Origin of the sequence: Streptomyces sp. DG2A-72 (assembly GCF_030499575.1) — a bacterium.
GTDB lineage: Bacteria > Actinomycetota > Actinomycetes > Streptomycetales > Streptomycetaceae > Streptomyces.
This window is the reverse complement of record NZ_JASTLC010000001.1, coordinates 2653579-2672262: the sequence shown is the minus strand read 5'-3', so window position 1 is coordinate 2672262 and position 18684 is coordinate 2653579. Positions and strand designations below refer to the sequence as shown.

Here is an 18684-nt window from a genome sequence, read left to right as displayed (position 1 = left end):
CGCCGGAGCGGGGCCGAACGCAGTCGTCCTTGGGGATGAGCGCATCCGTCCCCGAACAGTGCGGTAATGGATGCAGGGCCCGTACTGTGGGTTCTGTCGCAGGAGCTGGATGTAGTCCGTCAGAAGGGGGCGCGCGAAGCCCATGAGCGGTGTCATGAAGCGTATGGGGATGATCTTCCGCGCGAAGGCGAACAAGGCCCTTGACCGGGCCGAGGACCCGCGCGAAACCCTCGATTACTCGTACCAGAAGCAGCTGGAGCTGCTCCAGAAGGTCCGCCGCGGTGTCGCCGACGTGGCGACCTCGCGCAAGCGCCTGGAGTTGCAGCTCAACCAGCTCCAGTCACAGTCCACCAAGCTGGAGGACCAGGGCCGCAAGGCGCTCGCCCTCGGCCGCGAGGACCTGGCGCGTGAGGCGCTGTCCCGCCGCGCCGCCCTCCAGCAGCAGGTGACGGACCTCGAGACGCAGCACGCGACGCTCCAGGGCGAGGAGGAGAAGCTCACCCTGGCAGCCCAGCGCCTCCAGGCCAAGGTCGACGCCTTCCGTACGAAGAAGGAGACCATCAAGGCCACCTACACCGCCGCCCAGGCCCAGACCCGGATCGGTGAGGCCTTCTCCGGCATCTCCGAGGAGATGGGCGACGTCGGCATGGCCATCCAGCGTGCCGAGGACAAGACCGCGCAGCTCCAGGCGCGCGCCGGCGCGATCGACGAGCTTCTCGCCTCCGGTGCCCTCGACGACCAGTCCGGGATGCACAAGGACGACATCCAGGCCGAGCTGGACCGCCTCTCCGGTGGTACGGATGTAGAGCTGGAACTGCAGCGCATGAAGGCCGAGCTGGCCGGCGGCTCCTCGTCGCAGCAGGCCATCGAGGGCGGCAAGGACCAGTCGCAGTCCCAGCAGCAGCCGCAGGACACCCCGCGCTTCGACAAGCAGTAATCGCCATACGGAGGGCGACATGATCGTACGGATCATGGGGGAGGGGCAGGTGAGGCTGGCCGACAGCCACTTCACCGAGCTGAACAAGCTGGACGACGAACTCCTTCAGGAGATGGAGAGCGGCGACGGCCCAGGCTTCCGCGCCACTCTCCATGCCCTCCTCCAGAAGGTCCGCGAACTGGGCGAACCCCTGCCGGACGACTCCCTGGAACCCTCAGAACTGATCCTCCCGTCCCCGGACGCGACACTGGAGGAGGTCCGGGAGATGCTGAGTGACGACGGGCTGATTCCGGGGTGAGGGACGGCTCTTCTCGGCGCCGGTCCGCATCATCCAGCCCGTCCGGTGTCTGAGGACGAGGCTGTTCAGGCCGAAGCGGGGGTCTGGGGGCGGCAGCCCTCAGGACGTACTGTTGCGAGCGTGAGCAGCATCAATCGCGCCCGGCAGTGGCTGACCACGCACCCGCTGGCGCTGGACGCGGCGCTCGCGGCCGCCGTGCTCGCCTGCATGGTGGCCGGTTCCTTCGTGGACCCGCGTGGCAAGGACAGCGTCCCCTGGAGCCTGCACAGCCCCGACGCCCTCAGTCTGGTTCTCATCACGCTCGGCGCCGCCGCCCTGGTCTTCCGGCGCCGCGCCCCCAAGCCGGTCCTCGCCTTCACCGGCACCGCCTCGCTCATCGAGTCCGTCACCGGCGACCCGCGCGCCCCCGTCGCCATGTCCGCGGTCATCGCGCTCTACACCGTCGCCGCCAGCACCGACCGGCACACCACCTGGCGCGTCGGCCTGCTCACCATGACCGTGCTGACCGGCTCCGCGATGCTCGCCGGCCCGCTCCCCTGGTATGCCCAGGAAAACCTCGGCGTCCTCGCCTGGACCGGCATCGGCGCCACCGCCGGTGACGCGGTCCGCAGCCGGCGTGCGGTCGTGCACGCCATCCGTGAGCGCGCCGAGCGGGCCGAGCGTACCCGTGAGGAGGAGGCCCGCCGCCGGGTCGCCGAGGAGCGGCTGCGGATCGCCCGGGACCTGCATGACGTGGTCGCCCACCACATCGCGCTCGTCAATGTGCAGGCCGGAGTCGCCGCCCATGTCATGGACAAGCGGCCCGACCAGGCCAAGGAGGCCCTGGCCCACGTACGCGAGGCCAGCCGCTCCGCGCTCAACGAACTCCGCGCCACCGTCGGCCTGTTGCGGCAGTCCGACGACCCCGAGGCGCCGACCGAGCCCGCGCCCGGCCTGGTCCGCCTCGACGAACTCGTCGGCACCTTCCGCAGCGCCGGACTGCATGTCGAGGTCGCCCGCGCCGACCACGGCAACGTGCTGCCCGCCGCCGTCGACCTGGCCGCCTACCGCGTCATCCAGGAAGCCCTCACCAATGTGCAGAAGCACGCCGGCACCGAGGCCAAGGCCGAGATCAGCGTCGTACGCGTGGGAGAGAACATCGAGATCACGGTGCTCGACAACGGCGCCGGGGAGGACGACGCCCCCGAGGCCGGCGGCGGGCACGGGCTGATCGGGATGCGGGAGCGGGTCACCGCCCTGAGCGGCACCCTCACCACCGGTCCCCGGTACGGCGGCGGTTTCCGTGTGCATGCGATCCTGCCGGTCAAGACCCGCACCAGCCCAGCGAAGGACTCCGTATGACCATCCGTGTCCTGCTCGCTGACGACCAGGCGCTGCTGCGCAGCGCCTTTCGTGTGCTCGTCGACTCCGAGCCCGACATGGAGGTGGTGGGCGAGGCGTCCGACGGTGCGGAGGCGGTGCGGCTTGCCAAGGAACAGCGCGCCGACGTCGTCCTGATGGACATCCGCATGCCGGGTACGGATGGACTCGCGGCCACCCGCATGATCGGTGCCGACCCGAGCCTCGCGCAGGTCCGGGTGGTGATCCTGACGACGTTCGAGGTCGACGACTACGTGGTGGAGTCGCTGCGCGCGGGCGCCTCCGGCTTCCTCGGCAAGGGCTCCGAACCCGAGGAACTCCTCAACGCGATCCGGGTCGCGGCCGGCGGGGAGGCGCTGCTGTCCCCGGCCGCCACCAAGGGCCTGATCGCCCGCTTCCTCGCCCAGGGCAACGCGGCGGACGACGACCGCGACCCCGCCCGTGCCGAACGCCTCGCGGCGCTCACCGGGCGGGAGCGCGAGGTGCTGGTCCAGGTCGCCGGCGGACACTCCAACGACGAGATCGCCGAACGTCTCGAAGTCAGCCCGCTGACCGTGAAGACGCACGTCAACCGGGCCATGGCCAAGCTGGGCGCGCGGGACAGGGCCCAGCTCGTGGTGATCGCGTACGAGTCGGGGCTGGTACGTCCAAGGGTGGAGTGAGCTCCGCCCGGTCCGTACTGCGGCCGGAGTAGGCGAGAGATGAGGAACGGGACCCAGGGTCGACGGATCACCGTCCGGCGATGGCTCAGGGTGTAATTCAGCCTCGCGCAACGGGCCCTCATAGGGCTGATGTCGATCGTCGCGCTCGCTTTCGGAGCGATCGCGATCCCACAGCTCAAGCAGCAGTTGCTGCCCTCCATCGAACTTCCCATGGTGTCCGTGCTCGCCCCGTACCAGGGCGCGTCCCCGGACGCGCTCGAGGGCGTCGACGCCATGGGCGGCGCGACTTCTGCTGACCCTGCTCCTGGCCCCGACGCTCTACGCGATGCTCGAACTGCGTAAGGAGCGCCGGGCGAAGAAGCGGGCGGCCAAGAGGGAGGCGAAGCTGCCCCCGCAGCCGACGTCGGCTTCCGAGGAGCCGGAGCCTGCGGGCGTGTGACGGCCTGATCCCCGGCCGCCGCCGTTCTGCCGTTACGTATCCTGTGGCCCGAACTGCTTTGCGGCGAAGGGGATCCGGGCGTGCCACTGCACAAGGATGACCCGAAGTCGGTCGGCGGCTACAAGCTCGTGGACCGGCTCGGGACCGGCGGCATGGGCGTCGTCTACTGGGGCAGGTCGCGCTCGGGCCGTGATGTCGCCGTGAAGGTGGTGCACGCCCAGTACGCCGAGGACACCGTCTTCCGCGCCCGGTTCCGGCAGGAGATCGAGGCCGTCCGCAAGGTGAGCGGAGCCTTCACCGCACCGGTCGTGGACGCCGACCCGGAGGCGGTACGGCCCTGGATGGCGACCCAGTACGTGCCCGGCAGCTCGCTCGCCCAGCGGATCCGTGACCAAGGGGGGCTCCGCGGCACCGGACTGCGGCGGCTGGCCCTGGGGCTGGTGGAGGCGCTGCGGGACATCCACCGGGCGGGGGTCGTGCACCGCGACCTCAAGCCGGCCAATGTCCTGATCGCCGAGGACGGCCCGCGCGTCATCGACTTCGGAATATCCCGTGCGGCCGAGAACCACAACACCCTGACCGAGACCGGCCAGATGATCGGCACCCCGCCCTTCATGTCCCCGGAACAGTTCACCGACGCCCGCACGGTCGGCCCCGCCTCGGACGTCTTCTCGCTCGGGGCGCTGTTGGTGTTCTCGGTCACCGGGCGGGGGCCCTTCGACGCCGACAGCCCTTATCTGACCGCCTTCCGGGTCGTCCACGAGGCGCCAGTGCTGGACGGCGTGGCACAGCCGTTGCGCGCGGTCCTGGAGCGCTGCCTGGCGAAGGAGGCCGCGGACCGTCCCGAACTGGACGAGCTGGCCCAGGAGTTCGCGGACGCCCTGCCCGAAGCGAACCCTGCCGACCCGGCCACCGTGACGCTCCGCCGGGATGTGCTGCGGACCAGCGAGGAGACCTCCTCCGGGGCGGACCCGGCGGCGAAGACGAAGCTTCCGCGGGTCCGCCGGCGGGGCCGCCGGGTCCGCCCGCTGCTGGCGGCGGCGGGCACGGTGGGCGCGGTGGCCCTGGGCCTGCTCGGGTACATGGTGTTCGGCCCGGGATTCGCGGACAGCCCTCAGGAGGCGACGAGCGCCCCGGTCGCGGCCTCCCGGTGGGGCGAGCTGCCCACCGGCTGGCAGCCCTGGCAGACGACGGCGTACGAGACGGCACAGAGCGGCGAGGCCAAGGCGCTGGGGGCGGAGAGAGGCGCATCGGGTGACGTCACCTGCCGAACGTACGAGGACGCCGTCTACTGCGCGGGCAACAACGCCCTTCCCGTACGTCTGGACGGCCGTACCGGCAACACCGTCTGGCGCGCCTCCCTCGCGTCCGCCGACTCCGGCGAGACAGGGCTGAACAACTTCACGCTCCTCGGCGTGCGGGACGGCGCGGTGCTCCTGCGGCATGCCGTCTACAAGGGCGCCTCCGTGGACAGCACCAGCGTCGTCGCCCTCGACACGGAGAGCGGCAAGCAGCTGTGGTCTCGCGAGGTGAACGACACGGGCATCGACCAGATGCTCTCCGGCGACCTCGTCCTGACCGCCGACAGCAGCCGCCGGCTGGTGACGGCCCGCTCCCCGCGCACCGGCACCGAACGGTGGATCATGCAGGTGCCCGCCGACAACTACTGCCAGTTCCTGACCGTCGGTTCCGGCCTGTACCGGCACTGCTTCCCGGACGACGAAACCCAGGCCGCCGAGTTCCTGGAGCTGAAGCCGACCGACGGGTCGGTGGTCCGGCGTCTGAAGATCCCGTACACGACCGGCCTGCTCGGCGCCGTCGACGGCAGGCTGGCCTTCGCGGTCGGCACCACAGGACCGACGCGCCCCGAGGAGCTGACGTTCGGCACGGTCCTGCTGGTCGACCCGGACACCGGCGCCACCACCACGACGAAGCTGGCGAAGACCTACGAGGGCGCGGTGACGCTGGCCGCCGACACCCTGTGGATCACCGCGGCCAACGGCCAGGTGACCGCCGTATCCCCGCTGACCGGCAAACAGCTGTGGCAGACCCGGACCGACGCCGAGGGCTCGGGCAAACCCACGTACGACGCCCGCACTCGCACCCTGTATCTGGCCAGCACCAGCGGCCGGGTCGCGGCCCTCGACGCACGCGGGGGCACGCTGCTGTGGGAGACGGGCGCGCACGCCGAGCAGCTCGCGAGCGGCGACGTGATCAAGTCCGAGGTGCAGTCGTACGGCGGCGCGCTGATCGTGAACACCCCGGACGGCAGCGTCTTCAGTCTCGACCTGGCTCACCCCGAGCGGAACTCGGGGTGAGCGCTCCTCGCATCGGTCCTACGGCAGCGCCAGCATCCGCTCCAGCGCCAGCTTCGCGAACGCCTCGGTCTCCTTGTCGACCTCGATGCGGTTGACCAGGTTGCCCTCGGCCAGGGACTCCAGGGCCCAGACCAGGTGGGGGAGGTCGATGCGGTTCATGGTCGAGCAGAAGCAGACCGTCTTGTCGAGGAAGACGATCTCCTTGCCCTCGGGCGCGAAGCGGTTCGCCAGCCGGCGGACCAGGTTCAGCTCCGTGCCGATGGCCCACTTGGAGCCGGCCGGCGCCGCCTCCAGTGCCTTGATGATGTACTCGGTCGAACCGACGTAGTCCGCCGCGGAGACGACCTCGTGCTTGCACTCGGGGTGGACGAGGACGTTGACGCCGGGGATTCGCTCACGGACGTCGTTCACCGAGTCCAGCGAGAAGCGGCCGTGCACCGAGCAGTGACCCCGCCAGAGGATCATCTTGGCGTCGCGCAGCTGCTCCGCCGTCAGCCCGCCGTTCGGCTTGTGCGGGTTGTAGACCACGCAGTCGTCGAGGGACATGCCCATGTCGCGGACGGCGGTGTTGCGGCCGAGGTGCTGGTCCGGCAGGAAGAGCACCTTCTCGCCCTGCTCGAAGGCCCATTCCAGGGCCCGCTGGGCATTGGACGACGTGCAGATCGTGCCGCCGTGCTTGCCCGTGAACGCCTTGATGTCCGCGGACGAGTTCATGTACGACACCGGCACGACCTGCTCGGCGATCCCGGCCTCGGTCAGCACGTCCCAGCACTCGGCGACCTGCTCGGCCGTCGCCATGTCGGCCATCGAGCAGCCGGCGGCGAGGTCCGGCAGGACCACCTTCTGGTCGTCGGAGGTCAGGATGTCCGCCGACTCGGCCATGAAGTGCACACCGCAGAACACGATGTACTCGGCCTCGGGGCGCCCTGCCGCGTCCCGGGCCAGCTTGAAGGAGTCACCCGTGACGTCGGCGAACTGGATGACCTCGTCGCGCTGGTAGTGGTGGCCGAGCACGAAGACCTTGCTGCCGAGCTTGGCCTTGGCCGCGCGGGCACGCTCGACCAGGTCCGGGTCGGACGGCGAGGGCAGGTCGCCGGGACACTCGACGCCGCGCTCGCTCCTCGGGTCGGCCTCACGGCCGAGGAGCAGCAGGGCGAGGGGCGTCGGCTGTACGTCGAGCTCCTGGGTCTGGGCGGTGGTCACGACACCAACCCTTTCTGTTCTGCGGCTCGCCGGCCCGGGGCGGGTCGGCGGGACATGCGGGACACCGTTCACCGGCGAGAAGAAGCGACTTCTCGTCGATTTGACGCTATCTATCATAACTGCTTCACGTCAGTTTGACGATGGCCATCGCGTCGATGTGACGTGAATCCCGACACCTCGTCGTCGCATGGCGTTGTCACGCTGTCCGTGCCGCTGTCCACAGGCCGCTGTCCGCTCCCGGGCGCATGTGCGAGCATGAAGGGACAAGCCAAGGGAAAGTCTCGGGCGGGCCCGGAATGAATCCGCGGCCGCGCCGGTTGCAACCGTCGGCAAGCAGTCTCCGTACTACCCGGGAGAGATGTAGATGTCCGTATCGGACGAGACCAGCACCGTCACCGACGGCATCATCCTGTCCGACGCCGCCGCGGCGAAGGTCAAGGCCCTGCTCGACCAGGAAGGCCGTGACGATCTGGCCCTGCGCGTCGCCGTTCAGCCCGGTGGCTGCTCCGGCCTGCGCTACCAGCTCTTCTTCGACGAGCGTTCCCTCGACGGTGACGTGGTCAAGGACTTCGGCGGCGTCAAGGTCGTCACCGACCGCATGAGCGCTCCGTACCTGGGCGGTGCCTCCATCGACTTCGTGGACACCATCGAGAAGCAGGGCTTCACGATCGACAACCCGAACGCGACGGGCTCCTGCGCCTGCGGTGACTCCTTCAGCTAAGCCTCAAGCCTCAGCCAAGCCTCAAGCGTGATGTGAAGGCGGCGGCCCCGTACGGGGCCGCCGCCTTCACGCTTGTGTGCGGCAGATCACCGGCTGCCGGACGCCTCCGGCAGCCGCGCCCCCGCCTTCTCCAGCGGGACCGCCTTGCCGTCCGCCCCGACGACCTTCCGGTCGCCCAGCGGCTCGTCCAGCTGGACGGTCTGGTGGTACTCCTTCGCGATCATGATGCAGACCTTGCCCGGCCAGGGCTTCTCGGTCACCGTGACCGTCACCTTGTCGCCGCCCTCGGTCGCCGTCGCCTCGTAGTCGGCGCAGACGCCGCCGGTGAAGGCCACGGTCAGCTCGCTGCCCTCGGCCGTGTAGCCCTGCACCGTCACCTCACGGGGGGCCGGCGCGGAGGTCGGCTCATCGCCGGGCGAGGTCGGCAGCGTGCTGGGCTGCCCGCTCGGCGCGGAAGTCGTCGGCGAGGCCAGGTACTTCGGGTCGACCGCCGGATGAGTCACCGTGAAGGCGTCCTCGGCGCCCGGCGCCCGCACCTCGTACAGCCAGGACGGCACCAGCGCCGGCTGCCCGCCCACGGTATGCGAGGCCAGCCCGAACACCGCCTTCTCGACGGTGATCGTCTGCTGCGGGGCGCCGCTCTCCGACCCGCACGGCGCCTCCAGCCGGTCCTTCAGCGGTACGGGACTGGCGCACCCGCCGATGCCCATCCGATGGTCGGCCGCCGGAGCCTTGTTCATCAGACCCAGCGTCTTCTCGGCGCTCAGCACGGGATACGTGTCCCCCTTCACCGGCGCCTCCAACTGACCGCTGCCGCCTACCACTTCGCCCTCGGCGCCGATGGTCAGTCCGGTCGTCCAGCCGTACGTCGGCATTCCGCCGACCACCGGATCGGCGTTCACCACCCGCTGGGCGCCGATGACCTGGCTCGTGTCGATCTTGGCGTCGTCCTGCCCGACGGCCTTGAGGATCGGCGCGGCTGCCTGCTCGGCGGTCTCGGGGCTCACCGGATCGCCCGCCGGATCGGCGGGGTCCTTGGAACAGACGGTGGTGCTCTCGCAGTCGTCCGTCCCGGGCGCGTACCGGTGGAACGTCCACGTACCCGGCGCCGCCTTGTTCACCTGCAGACTCGGCCCCGCCGCGTCCTTCGCGCCCACCGTCCAGGCCTGTCCCTGGGCGACCGGCGTCCCGTCCACGCCGAGTGCGGCAGCCAGCTCGGCCACCTGATCCTCGGTGACCCCACCGTTCGCCCGGTACACGGGTGCGGAATCGGGACCGTCCGGCATCTCACCCTCGGCCTTGTACGTCACCCCGTTCGGGTCGGGCTCGCCCGGCGCGATACCGGCGCTGCCCTCGGAGTATCCGTCGAGCGCGAGCGGCGGGGGAGTGCCGTCGCCGCCGGGGGCCCCGGACGACGTACGGCCGTCCGAACCACTGGACGCGGTGGCGGCGAAGTACGCCCCACCACCGCCGACGAGCAGAACGGCCGCGGCGACGGAGGCGATGGCGACGGGCGAACGCCGCCGAGGGGGCCGCGCCGCAGAGCCCTCTTCAGGGGCAACCACGTGGAGGTCGGAGGTGTCGGCGTGGGGCGTTTCGGCGCTGGGGGCGTCGGTGTCGGGCGCTTCCGTGCCGGGTGCAGGGTCGGCGCCGGACGTTTCGGCGCCGGGCTCCTCCGCGGCGCCCTTCCCCTCCGGGACCCCCGCCGCCTCGGCCCTCTCGGCCTCCTGGCCCCCCTCGCCCTTCCCGGCGGTGTCAGTGGCGTCCCGAGTTGTCCCGGCGTCTTCGGCGGCACCGACGGCGCCCTTCTCCACCCGTGCCTCCTCCGCGTCCTTGCCGGAGGCGCCCGCGTCGTCGTTGTCGGGTCGCTCGGTGTTCACCGCATCGCTCCTTTGCCTGCACAGCTGTCCCTGTTGACCCGGCCCTGCCAATTCGGCGCGGGCGATGGGTCGTATTCCGCATCCCCTCTAAGGGGGACAGCGATGGGACGCAGCGGGGGAGCGCGCGGTTCCCTGACGGCGCTGAATCAGTCGCCGTAGTCCGACATGGCGTCCAGCAGCCGCGCGGACCTCTTCGGCACGCTCACCCCGTGAATGAGGGACGGGGAGACGGGAAGGGCGGCGCTCCGGTCCGGAACCGTCCAGTGGGGGGCCATCCGGGCACAGTCGCCGCGCAGCGACGCCAGGTCGCCTTCCAGATCGACCGGGACCGGAGCATGGACGTCGAGTTTCGTCATGACGGCACCGTAAGCACGTCCGAGTCGGCGAAGAAAGATCTACTATCGGGTAGTTTTGGTCGCTTCAACGTCACCACGCCGACCCGGTAGCGTTAACTGTCAATCCGCCTCCGCATCCGTTGGAGATACCTAGCCGTGCGCATCGCAGTCACCGGCTCCATCGCCACCGACCACCTCATGACCTTCCCCGGCCGCTTCGCCGACCAGCTCGTCGCGGACCAACTGCACACGGTCTCGCTCTCCTTCCTGGTCGACAACCTCGACGTACGCCGGGGCGGGGTCGGCGCGAACATCGCCTTCGGCATGGGCCAGCTCGGCACCAGGCCTATCCTGGTCGGGGCCGCCGGCTTCGACTTCGACGACTACCGCTCCTGGCTCGGCCGGCACGGCGTCGACACCGACTCGGTCCGGATCTCCGAGACGCTGCACACCGCCCGCTTCGTGTGCACCACGGACGCCGACCACAACCAGATCGGCTCCTTCTACACCGGCGCGATGAGCGAGGCCCGCCTCATCGAGCTCAAGACCGTCGCAGACCGCGTCGGCGGCCTCGACCTGGTCCTGATCGGCGCCGACGACCCGGAGGCGATGCTCCGCCACACCGAGGAGTGCCGCTCCCGGTCCATCCCGTTCGCCGCCGACTTCTCCCAGCAGATCGCCCGCATGGACGGCGAGGAGATCCGGATCCTGCTGGACGGGGCGACGTACCTCTTCTCGAACGAGTACGAGAAGGGCCTCATCGAGTCCAAGACCGGCTGGACCGACGCCGAGATCCTCGCCAAGGTCGGCACCCGCGTCACCACGCTCGGCTCGCGCGGCGTCCGCATCGAGCGCGTCGGCGAGGACCCGATCGAGGTCGGCTGCCCCGAGGAGGAGCGCAAGGCCGACCCCACCGGCGTCGGCGACGCGTTCCGCGCCGGCTTCCTCTCCGGCCTCGCCTGGGACGTCTCCCTGGAGCGCGCCGCACAGGTCGGCTGCATGCTCGCCACGCTGGTCATCGAGACGGTCGGCACCCAGGAGTACCAGTTGCGCCGGGCGCACTTCATGGATCGGTTCACGAAGGCGTACGGCCATGACGCGGCCGAAGAGGTCAGGGCTCACCTGGGCTGACGTCGACTATTCGTCTGCCGGGCACTCGAGCGTTGTCGTGTGCGGGGGCGTGGGGGCTGGTCGCGCAGTTCCCCGCGCCCCTGGGTGGGTCATGTCGACCGGCGGATCAGATACGCCGTTCCCTTCTCCGCCGGTTCCTCACCGACGTACTCCTGCCCCCGCATCTCGCACCACGCCGGAATGTCCAGTCGCGCGGCCTCGTCGTCCGACAGCACGCGGACCGTGCCGCCGACGGGGACGTCCCCGATGACCTTCGCCAGCTCGATGACGGGGATCGGGCACCGCTTGCCGAGCGCGTCCACGACCAGGACGTCCTCCCGCACGGTCGTCGTCGCGGGCACCGGCGCCCCCAACTTCTCCCGCACCGCCGCCACGGCCCCCGGCAGCACCTCCAGGAACCGGTCGACGTCCTCCGCCGGAGTCCCGAACGGCAGCGAAACCCGCACGTTTCCCTCACTCAGCACCCCCATGGCCCTCAGCACATGGCTGGGCGTCAGCGTGCTGCTCGTGCAGGACGACCCGGACGACACGGAGAAACCGGCACGATCCAGCTCGTGCAGCAATGTCTCCCCGTCGACATAAAGACAGGAGAAGGTGACGATCCCGGGCAGCCGCCGCACCGGATCCCCCACCACCTCCACATCGGGCACCGACTCCGCCACCCGAGCCCGGATCCGCTCCGTCAACTCCCGCAGCCGTACCGCCTCCTGCGCCGCCTCCGCCCGCACCGCCCGCAACGAGGCCGCCGCCGCCACGATCCCCGGCAGATTCTCGAACCCGGCCGCCCGCCCCGACTCCCGCTCGTCCACGGGCCCTTGAGCGGCGAACCGCACCCCCTTGCGCACCACGAGCAGCCCGACCCCCGACGGCCCACCCCACTTGTGCGCACTGGCCGTGAGCAAGGACCACTCACCCTCGACCGGCCCCCACCCGAGCGACTGCGCCGCATCCACCAGCAACGGCACCCCCGCCTCCCGGCACAACTCGGCCACAGCGGCAACCGGCTGCTCCGTCCCCACCTCATGGTTGGCCGACTGCAGACAGGCGAGCGCGGTATCGGGCCGAAGAGCGGCGCCGTACGCCTGAGGCGCCACCACCCCCATCCGATCCACCGCAACCTGCGTCACCGTCCCGCCGTCCGCCTCATGCGCATCGGCCGAATGGAGCACCGAGGAATGTTCGACCGCTGACACGATCAGGTGACGCCCCACCCGTCGCCGCCCCGCCAACGCCCCCGAGATTCCCGAGTGCACAGCCCGAGTACCGGACGAGGTGAAGACCAGCTCATCCGCCCGACACCCCACGGCTTCGGCCGCAGCCTCCCGAGCCGCATCCAACAACAACCGAGCCCGCCGCCCTTCACGGTAGAGCCGGGACGGGTCGGCCCACCCCTCGTCGAGAGAGGCCTGCAAGGCCTGCCGGGCAACGGGATGAAGGGGAGCGGCTGAAGCAGCATCGAAGTAGGACACACAGCAACGCTAAGACGTACGGACGTGCAACGCCCTTAAAGGGGCGCGGGGAACTGCGCGACAAGCCACAACGAACCCGCAGCCGCCAAACCAGCGAACCACCCCACTCACTAGGCACCCCTCCCCGCGAACCCTCGGAGAGCGTCGGCTAGGGTTTGGTCCGCATAAACATCCAAACCCCTGCCCGACGCAGGGCGGCGACCGACCAGCGAGAAGGCCGCAGCCGAACAGCGCGGGCGAGACTCTCGGGAAGGCGCTACGTGAGTCCCTACGGCTCCGACCGCTCGCCGCGGCGCCCGATGCGGCGGAAGCTGCTGCAGGCACTGACCGCGGGCTTGGTCCTGGCGACTGCAACCGGTTGCACATACGAGGACTTCCCCCGCCTTGGTATGCCCACCCCCACCACCGAAGAGGCTCCGCGGATCCTCTCCCTGTGGCAGGGATCCTGGGCGGCCGCGCTCGCCACCGGCGTGCTGGTCTGGGGCCTGATCCTGTGGAGCAGCATCTTCCACCGGCGCAGCCGCACCAAGGTCGAGGTTCCTCCGCAGACCCGGTACAACATGCCGATCGAGGCGCTGTACACGGTGGTCCCGCTCATCATCGTGTCGGTCCTCTTCTACTTCACGGCCCGCGACGAGTCCGAGCTCCTCAGCCTCAAGAAGAAGCCGGACGTCACCGTAAACGTCGTCGGCTTCCAGTGGAGCTGGGGCTTCAACTACGTCGAGAACGTCGACGGTTCCACCGGTGACGCGAAGACCGACAAGAACCTGGACGCGATCCCGAACCGGTTCAAGGACGACTTCCCGGCGAACGCCGGCGGTGTCTATGACGTCGGCACGCCCGGCACCCGGAACCCGCAGACCGGCAACCCGGGCCCGACCCTGTGGCTGCCCAAGGGCAAGACGGTCCGCTTCATCCTCACCTCCCGGGACGTCATCCACTCCTTCTGGGTGGTGCCGTTCCTCATGAAGCAGGACGTCATCCCGGGCCACACCAACTCCTTCCAGGTGACCCCCAACAAGGAGGGCACCTTCCTGGGCAAGTGCGCCGAGCTGTGCGGCGTCGACCACTCCCGGATGCTGTTCAACGTGAAGGTCGTCTCCCCTGAGCGCTATGAGCAGCACCTCAAGGACCTCGCCAAGAAGGGGCAGACCGGTTACGTTCCCGCCGGCATCGCGCAGACGAGCCACGAGAAGAACCGGGAGACGACAAACCTGTGAGCATCCTCAACGAACCCCAGGGTGCCGCCGCAGCGGAGTCCCACTACACGGACGAGCTGCCGGTCAGGCGCAAGCAGCCCGGCAACGTCGTGATCAAGTGGCTCACCACCACTGACCACAAGACGATCGGAACGCTCTACCTCGTCACGTCGTTCGCGTTCTTCTGCATCGGTGGCGTGATGGCGCTCTTCATGCGCGCCGAGCTGGCCCGTCCGGGCCTGCAGATCATGTCGAACGAGCAGTTCAACCAGGCGTTCACGATGCACGGCACGATCATGCTGCTGATGTTCGCGACGCCGCTGTTCGCCGGCTTCACGAACTGGATCATGCCGCTGCAGATCGGCGCGCCCGACGTGGCGTTCCCGCGGCTGAACATGTTCGCCTACTGGCTGTACCTGTTCGGCTCGCTGATCGCGGTGGGCGGCTTCCTCACCCCCCAGGGTGCGGCCGACTTCGGCTGGTTCGCCTACTCCCCGCTCTCCGACGCGGTCCGCAGCCCGGGCATCGGCGCCGACCTTTGGATCATGGGTCTGGCCTTCTCCGGCTTCGGCACCATCCTCGGCGCGGTCAACTTCATCACCACCATCATCTGCATGCGCGCCCCCGGCATGACCATGTTCCGCATGCCGATCTTCGTGTGGAACGTGCTGCTCACCGCGGTCCTGGTGCTGCTGGCCTTCCCGGTGCTCGCGGCAGCGCTGTTCGCCCTGGAGGCGGACCGAAAATTCGGGGCGCATGTCTTCGACTCCGCCAATGGCGGCGCCTTGCTATGGCAACACCTCTTCTGGTTCTTCGGCCATCCAGAGGTGTACATCATCGCGTTGCCATTCTTCGGAATCATTTCCGAAGTCATCCCGGTCTTCTCCCGCAAGCCGATGTTCGGCTACATGGGTCTGATCGGCGCGACCATCGCGATCGCGGGTCTGTCCGTGACGGTGTGGGCCCACCACATGTACGTCACCGGCGGAGTGTTGCTCCCGTTCTTCTCCTTCATGACGTTCCTCATCGCCGTACCAACAGGCGTGAAGTTCTTCAACTGGATCGGAACGATGTGGAAGGGCTCCTTGTCCTTCGAGACACCGATGCTCTGGGCGGTCGGCTTCCTGATCACCTTCACCTTCGGTGGTCTGACCGGTGTCATCCTGGCCTCTCCGCCGTTGGACTTCCACGTCTCGGACTCGTACTTCGTGGTGGCGCACTTCCACTACGTCGTCTTCGGCACCGTCGTCTTCGCGATGTTCGCCGGCTTCCACTTCTGGTGGCCGAAGATGACCGGCAAGATGCTCGACGAGCGCCTGGGCAAAATCACCTTCTGGACGCTGTTCATCGGCTTCCACGGCACCTTCCTGGTCCAGCACTGGCTGGGCGCGGAGGGCATGCCGCGTCGGTACGCGGACTATCTCGCGGCCGATGGCTTCACGGCCCTGAACACGATCTCGACGATCAGCTCGTTCGTGCTCGGCCTGTCGATCCTGCCGTTCTTCTACAACGTGTGGAAGACCGCGAAGTACGGCAAGAAGGTCGAGGTCGACGACCCGTGGGGCTACGGCCGTTCGCTGGAGTGGGCGACGTCCTGCCCGCCGCCGCGGCACAACTTCCTCACCCTGCCGCGGATCCGCAGCGAATCCCCGGCGTTCGACCTGCACCACCCCGAGATCGCCGCTCTCGACCAGCTCGAGAACGCGCCTCACGGTGAGAAGGCTCTCGCGGGCGGCAAGGAGGCCGGCAAGTGAAGATCCAGGGCAAGATGTTCATGTGGCTGAGCGTCTTCGTCCTCGCCACGGCGGTCGTCTATGGCGTGTGGTCGAAGGAGCCGGCCGGTACCACGGCCCTTTTCCTGGCCTTCGGTCTGTGCATCATGGTCGGCTTCTACCTGGGCTTCACCGCCCGGCGGGTCGACGTGGGTGCGCAGGACAACAAGGAGGCGGACGTCGCGGACGACGCCGGCGAGGTCGGGTTCTTCAGCCCGCACAGCTGGCAGCCGCTCTCCCTCGCGGTCGGCGGCGCGCTCGCCTTCCTGTCGATCGCGATCGGCTGGTGGCTGATGTACTTCTCGGCACCGCTGATCCTGGTGGGCCTGTGGGGCTGGGTCTTCGAGTACTACCGCGGTGAGAACCGCACCCAGTAACACACGCCGAGCGCTCCGGGGCCCGGACACTCCGTCAAGGAGGGTCCGGGCTCCTCCTTTTGCCGCAATCGCGTTCCCCCGTACGGGTCACCCAGCGCGCCACGGTTGACGAGGCTTCCTAGCGTGAAGCCATGAACGACTCACCCCGCACCACCCGCACCGCGGTCGGCTGCACGCTGCTGGTGATGGCCCTCGGCGCGGGCGTCACCGGCTGCGGCAGCGACGGCAACCCGCTGTCCGCCGCACCGTACGACGCGGCGGACCAGATCGCCTTCAACGGCTCCTCCAAGGGCGGGAAGAAGGCCGACCCGGACAAGCCCCTGGAGGTCGTCGCAGAGGACTCCGAAGGGCGCATCACGGATGTCACGGCCCGCGACGGCAGAGGCAGGTTCGTGGCCGGCGAGCTCTCCGCCGACGGCTCCCGCTGGCACAGCACCTCACCGCTGGCCGCCAACGCCCACTACACCGTCCGGGTGAGCACGGAGGACGAGGACGGGGCGCCCGGCCGCAAGGTCCTCAGCTTCGACACCGGCAAGCCCCTCACCAAGAAGCGCCTGAAGGTGGAGTTCGGGCCGCAGGCGGGCAAGTACGGCGTCGGCCAGCCCATCACGGCCGAACTCGACCAGCCCATCAAGCTCAAGGCCCAGCGGGCCATCATCGAACGGGCGCTCAAGGTCGAGTCCACGCCCGCGGCGGAGGGCGCCTGGCACTGGGTGGACGACCAGAACCTCCACTACCGCCCCAAGGAGTACTGGCCCACCCACGCCACCATCCGGGTCCGCAGCACCCTGGAGGGCATAAAGATCAGCGACCGGCTCTGGGGCGGCGGGACGAAGCCGCTGAAACTCACCACCGGCGACAAGGTCATCGCCGTCACGGACGCCTCGTCCCACTCCATGACGGTCTACAAGAACGGCGAGGCGATCAACGAGATCCCCGTCACCACCGGCAAGCCCGGCTTCGAGACCCGCAACGGCGTCAAGGTCGTACTCGGCAAGGAGTACTTCGTACGCATGCGCGGCACCAGCATCGGTATCGCCGAGGGCTCCTCGGAGTCGTACGACCTGCCCGTCTACTGGGCCACCCGCGTCACCTGGAGCGGCGAGTACGTCCACGCCGCCCCCTGGTCCGTCGGCTCCCAGGGCTATGCCAACGTCAGCCACGGCTGCACCGGCATGAGCACCGGCAACGCCGCCTGGTTCTACGAGAACGTCCGCGAGGGGGACCTGGTCGAGGTCGTCAACTCCTACGGCAACACCATGGAACCCTTCGGCAACGGCTTCGGCGACTGGAACCTCCAGTGGAAGCACTGGCGCAAGGGCAGCGCCCTCGTCAAGGGCAACCCGGAGGGCCCGACCCCGGAGGACGCGGCAAGGCTCAGGCCGACGGCTGTGTGAGGCGCCCCATCAGGCGCTCAGCGCCTTGTTCTCCCGCAGCAAGGAAGCCAGCGCCGCAGCGAACTCCACCGGATCCACCGGCAACGTCACCGCCGCATCCGCCCGGCTCCACGTAGCCAGCCACGCATCCTGTGGCCGACCGATCAGCACCAGGACAGGCGGGCAGTTGAACACCTCGTCCTTGATCTGACGGCAGACCCCCATGCCCCCCATCGGGACGGCCTCACCGTCCAGCACACAGACATCGATGCCCCCCTTGTCCAACTCGGCAACCACCGCCGCGGGCGTGGCGCACTCCAGGAACTCGACCAAGGGGACATCAGGAGCCGGCCGCCGGCCGGAGGCCAACCGCACCTGCTCGCGGGTGTTGGAGTCGTCGCTGTAGACCAGCACCGTGGCGGTCGGCTGCATGGTTCCTCCGTGACATCAGCGTCGTAAGGATCAGGCCCGTTGGGCCGGATGCTACTCCCTTCAACACCACGTCAACACCGGTACGGCCGGGAGAGACACTCCGAACGGCACCCCCGGAGTGAGGGCGGGATAAGCGACCGACATAATGTCGGTCGTGGCGACAGCAACGACAGTAGACAAGGGTCACGCGCACCCGTCGGTCAATCGACCGAACCTCACCAGCGTCGGAACCATCATCTGGCTGAGTTCCGAGCTGATGTTCTTCGCGGCCCTCTTCGCGATGTACTTCACCCTGCGATCGGTGACCGGGCCGGATCACTGGAAGGAGATGGCGTCCAGCCTGAACTTCCCGTTCTCGGCGGCCAACACCACGATCCTGGTGCTCTCCTCCCTCACCTGTCAGCTCGGCGTGTTCGCCGCCGAGCGCGGTGATGTGAAGAAGCTCCGGGGCTGGTTCATCGTCACCTTCGTCATGGGCGCGATCTTCATCGGCGGTCAGGTCTTCGAGTACACGGAGCTGGTCAAGCACGAGGGTCTCTCGCTCTCGTCCGACCCGTACGGCTCGGTGTTCTACCTGACCACCGGCTTCCACGGCCTGCACGTGACGGGTGGTCTCATCGCCTTCCTGTTCGTCCTCGGCCGCACCTACGCGGCCAGCAGGTTCACTCACGAGCAGGCGACCGCCGCCATCGTCGTGTCCTACTACTGGCACTTCGTCGATGTCGTCTGGATCGGCCTCTTCGCCACGATCTACATGATCAAGTAGCCGGGGCCGC

Annotated in this window: 18 protein-coding genes; 13 read left to right on the top strand and 5 right to left on the bottom strand. The window is 69.0% G+C overall.

From position 1 onward, the window contains the following. Positions 1-169 precede the first annotated feature (169 nt). The 6 genes from QQY66_RS12790 (at position 170) to QQY66_RS12765 (ending at position 6013) form a co-directional block, all read left to right on the top strand. Complete coding sequence (locus QQY66_RS12790; RefSeq protein WP_301987284.1) at positions 170-937, top strand: PspA/IM30 family protein; 768 nt, start codon at positions 170-172, stop codon at positions 935-937. A gap of 19 nt (positions 938-956) precedes the next feature. Then, positions 957-1235 carry a hypothetical protein gene (locus QQY66_RS12785; RefSeq protein ID WP_301979352.1) on the top strand — a complete coding sequence of 93 codons (279 nt, stop codon included), beginning with the start codon at positions 957-959 and terminating at the stop codon, positions 1233-1235. A gap of 120 nt (positions 1236-1355) precedes the next feature. After that, on the top strand, positions 1356-2576 hold the full coding sequence (locus tag QQY66_RS12780) for a sensor histidine kinase (protein ID WP_301979351.1): 1221 nt from the start codon (positions 1356-1358) through the stop codon (positions 2574-2576). Beyond that, a complete protein-coding gene (locus tag QQY66_RS12775) occupies positions 2573-3256 on the top strand; it encodes a response regulator transcription factor (protein ID WP_301979350.1) in 684 nt (227 codons plus the stop codon). Before QQY66_RS12780 ends, QQY66_RS12775 begins: the two co-directional genes overlap by 4 nt. Before the next feature lie 129 nt (positions 3257-3385). Continuing rightward, on the top strand, positions 3386-3598 hold the full coding sequence (locus QQY66_RS12770; RefSeq protein WP_301987765.1) for a hypothetical protein: 213 nt from the start codon (positions 3386-3388) through the stop codon (positions 3596-3598). A gap of 177 nt (positions 3599-3775) precedes the next feature. Beyond that, positions 3776-6013 carry a protein kinase gene (locus tag QQY66_RS12765; protein WP_301979349.1) on the top strand — a complete coding sequence of 746 codons (2238 nt, stop codon included), beginning with the start codon at positions 3776-3778 and terminating at the stop codon, positions 6011-6013. Between the two features lie 18 nt (positions 6014-6031). Here the strand turns inward: QQY66_RS12765 and nadA are convergent, their stop codons facing one another. Further along, positions 6032-7216, bottom strand: coding sequence for a quinolinate synthase NadA (gene nadA / locus QQY66_RS12760; protein WP_301979348.1), 1185 nt, complete (start codon positions 7214-7216; stop codon positions 6032-6034). A 364-nt stretch (positions 7217-7580) separates the two neighbouring features. On the opposite strand from nadA, the gene QQY66_RS12755 reads away from it, so the two are divergent. After that, positions 7581-7937: an iron-sulfur cluster assembly accessory protein gene (locus tag QQY66_RS12755; protein ID WP_030582488.1), complete on the top strand. Its 357-nt coding sequence runs from the start codon at positions 7581-7583 to the stop codon at positions 7935-7937. Positions 7938-8023: 86 nt separating this feature from the next. Here QQY66_RS12755 and QQY66_RS12750 read toward each other — a convergent pair whose 3' ends face one another. Beyond that, positions 8024-9817, bottom strand: coding sequence for a hypothetical protein (locus QQY66_RS12750; protein WP_301979346.1), 1794 nt, complete (start codon positions 9815-9817; stop codon positions 8024-8026). 146 nt (positions 9818-9963) lie between these two features. Then, entirely contained in the window at positions 9964-10173 is a 210-nt protein-coding gene (locus QQY66_RS12745; RefSeq protein WP_301979345.1) for a hypothetical protein, read from the bottom strand. Positions 10174-10308: 135 nt separating this feature from the next. Between QQY66_RS12745 and QQY66_RS12740 the strand changes: the two genes are divergently transcribed. After that, a complete protein-coding gene (locus QQY66_RS12740; RefSeq protein WP_301979344.1) occupies positions 10309-11283 on the top strand; it encodes a carbohydrate kinase family protein in 975 nt (324 codons plus the stop codon). Positions 11284-11372: 89 nt separating this feature from the next. Here the strand turns inward: QQY66_RS12740 and QQY66_RS12735 are convergent, their stop codons facing one another. After that, the gene (locus QQY66_RS12735) at positions 11373-12752 is read right to left on the bottom strand and encodes a cysteine desulfurase/sulfurtransferase TusA family protein (RefSeq protein WP_301979342.1); all 1380 of its coding nucleotides are present in this window, start codon (positions 12750-12752) and stop codon (positions 11373-11375) included. 260 nt (positions 12753-13012) lie between these two features. On the opposite strand from QQY66_RS12735, the gene coxB reads away from it, so the two are divergent. The 4 genes from coxB (at position 13013) to QQY66_RS12715 (ending at position 17497) form a co-directional block, all read left to right on the top strand. Continuing rightward, positions 13013-13972 carry a cytochrome c oxidase subunit II gene (gene coxB, locus QQY66_RS12730; protein ID WP_301979341.1) on the top strand — a complete coding sequence of 320 codons (960 nt, stop codon included), beginning with the start codon at positions 13013-13015 and terminating at the stop codon, positions 13970-13972. Further along, positions 13969-15705 carry a cytochrome c oxidase subunit I gene (gene ctaD / locus QQY66_RS12725; protein WP_301979340.1) on the top strand — a complete coding sequence of 579 codons (1737 nt, stop codon included), beginning with the start codon at positions 13969-13971 and terminating at the stop codon, positions 15703-15705. Before coxB ends, ctaD begins: the two co-directional genes overlap by 4 nt. Further along, positions 15702-16100: a cytochrome c oxidase subunit 4 gene (locus tag QQY66_RS12720; RefSeq protein WP_301979339.1), complete on the top strand. Its 399-nt coding sequence runs from the start codon at positions 15702-15704 to the stop codon at positions 16098-16100. The genes ctaD and QQY66_RS12720 overlap by 4 nt, the downstream gene beginning before the upstream one ends. A 131-nt stretch (positions 16101-16231) precedes the next feature. Continuing rightward, on the top strand, positions 16232-17497 hold the full coding sequence (locus QQY66_RS12715; protein WP_301979338.1) for an Ig-like domain-containing protein: 1266 nt from the start codon (positions 16232-16234) through the stop codon (positions 17495-17497). Positions 17498-17506: 9 nt separating this feature from the next. Here the strand turns inward: QQY66_RS12715 and QQY66_RS12710 are convergent, their stop codons facing one another. Beyond that, positions 17507-17908: a hypothetical protein gene (locus QQY66_RS12710; RefSeq protein WP_301979336.1), complete on the bottom strand. Its 402-nt coding sequence runs from the start codon at positions 17906-17908 to the stop codon at positions 17507-17509. Positions 17909-18053: 145 nt separating this feature from the next. On the opposite strand from QQY66_RS12710, the gene QQY66_RS12705 reads away from it, so the two are divergent. Beyond that, positions 18054-18674: a heme-copper oxidase subunit III gene (locus QQY66_RS12705; RefSeq protein ID WP_301979335.1), complete on the top strand. Its 621-nt coding sequence runs from the start codon at positions 18054-18056 to the stop codon at positions 18672-18674. Positions 18675-18684: the final 10 nt, after the last annotated feature.

Excerpts from the sequence above, each read along its gene's own strand:
- QQY66_RS12705 (WP_301979335.1), top strand. The coding sequence starts at position 18,054 with ATGTCGGTCGTGGCGACAGCAACGACAGTAGACAAGGGTCACGCGCAC.
- QQY66_RS12745 (WP_301979345.1), bottom strand. The coding sequence starts at position 10,173 with ATGACGAAACTCGACGTCCATGCTCCGGTCCCGGTCGATCTGGAAGGC.
- QQY66_RS12790 (WP_301987284.1), top strand. The coding sequence starts at position 170 with ATGATCTTCCGCGCGAAGGCGAACAAGGCCCTTGACCGGGCCGAGGAC.
- QQY66_RS12775 (WP_301979350.1), top strand. The coding sequence starts at position 2,573 with ATGACCATCCGTGTCCTGCTCGCTGACGACCAGGCGCTGCTGCGCAGC.
- QQY66_RS12710 (WP_301979336.1), bottom strand. The coding sequence starts at position 17,908 with ATGCAGCCGACCGCCACGGTGCTGGTCTACAGCGACGACTCCAACACC.
- QQY66_RS12715 (WP_301979338.1), top strand. The coding sequence starts at position 16,232 with ATGAACGACTCACCCCGCACCACCCGCACCGCGGTCGGCTGCACGCTG.
- QQY66_RS12770 (WP_301987765.1), top strand. The coding sequence starts at position 3,386 with ATGTCGATCGTCGCGCTCGCTTTCGGAGCGATCGCGATCCCACAGCTC.
- QQY66_RS12755 (WP_030582488.1), top strand. The coding sequence starts at position 7,581 with ATGTCCGTATCGGACGAGACCAGCACCGTCACCGACGGCATCATCCTG.
- QQY66_RS12785 (WP_301979352.1), top strand. The coding sequence starts at position 957 with ATGATCGTACGGATCATGGGGGAGGGGCAGGTGAGGCTGGCCGACAGC.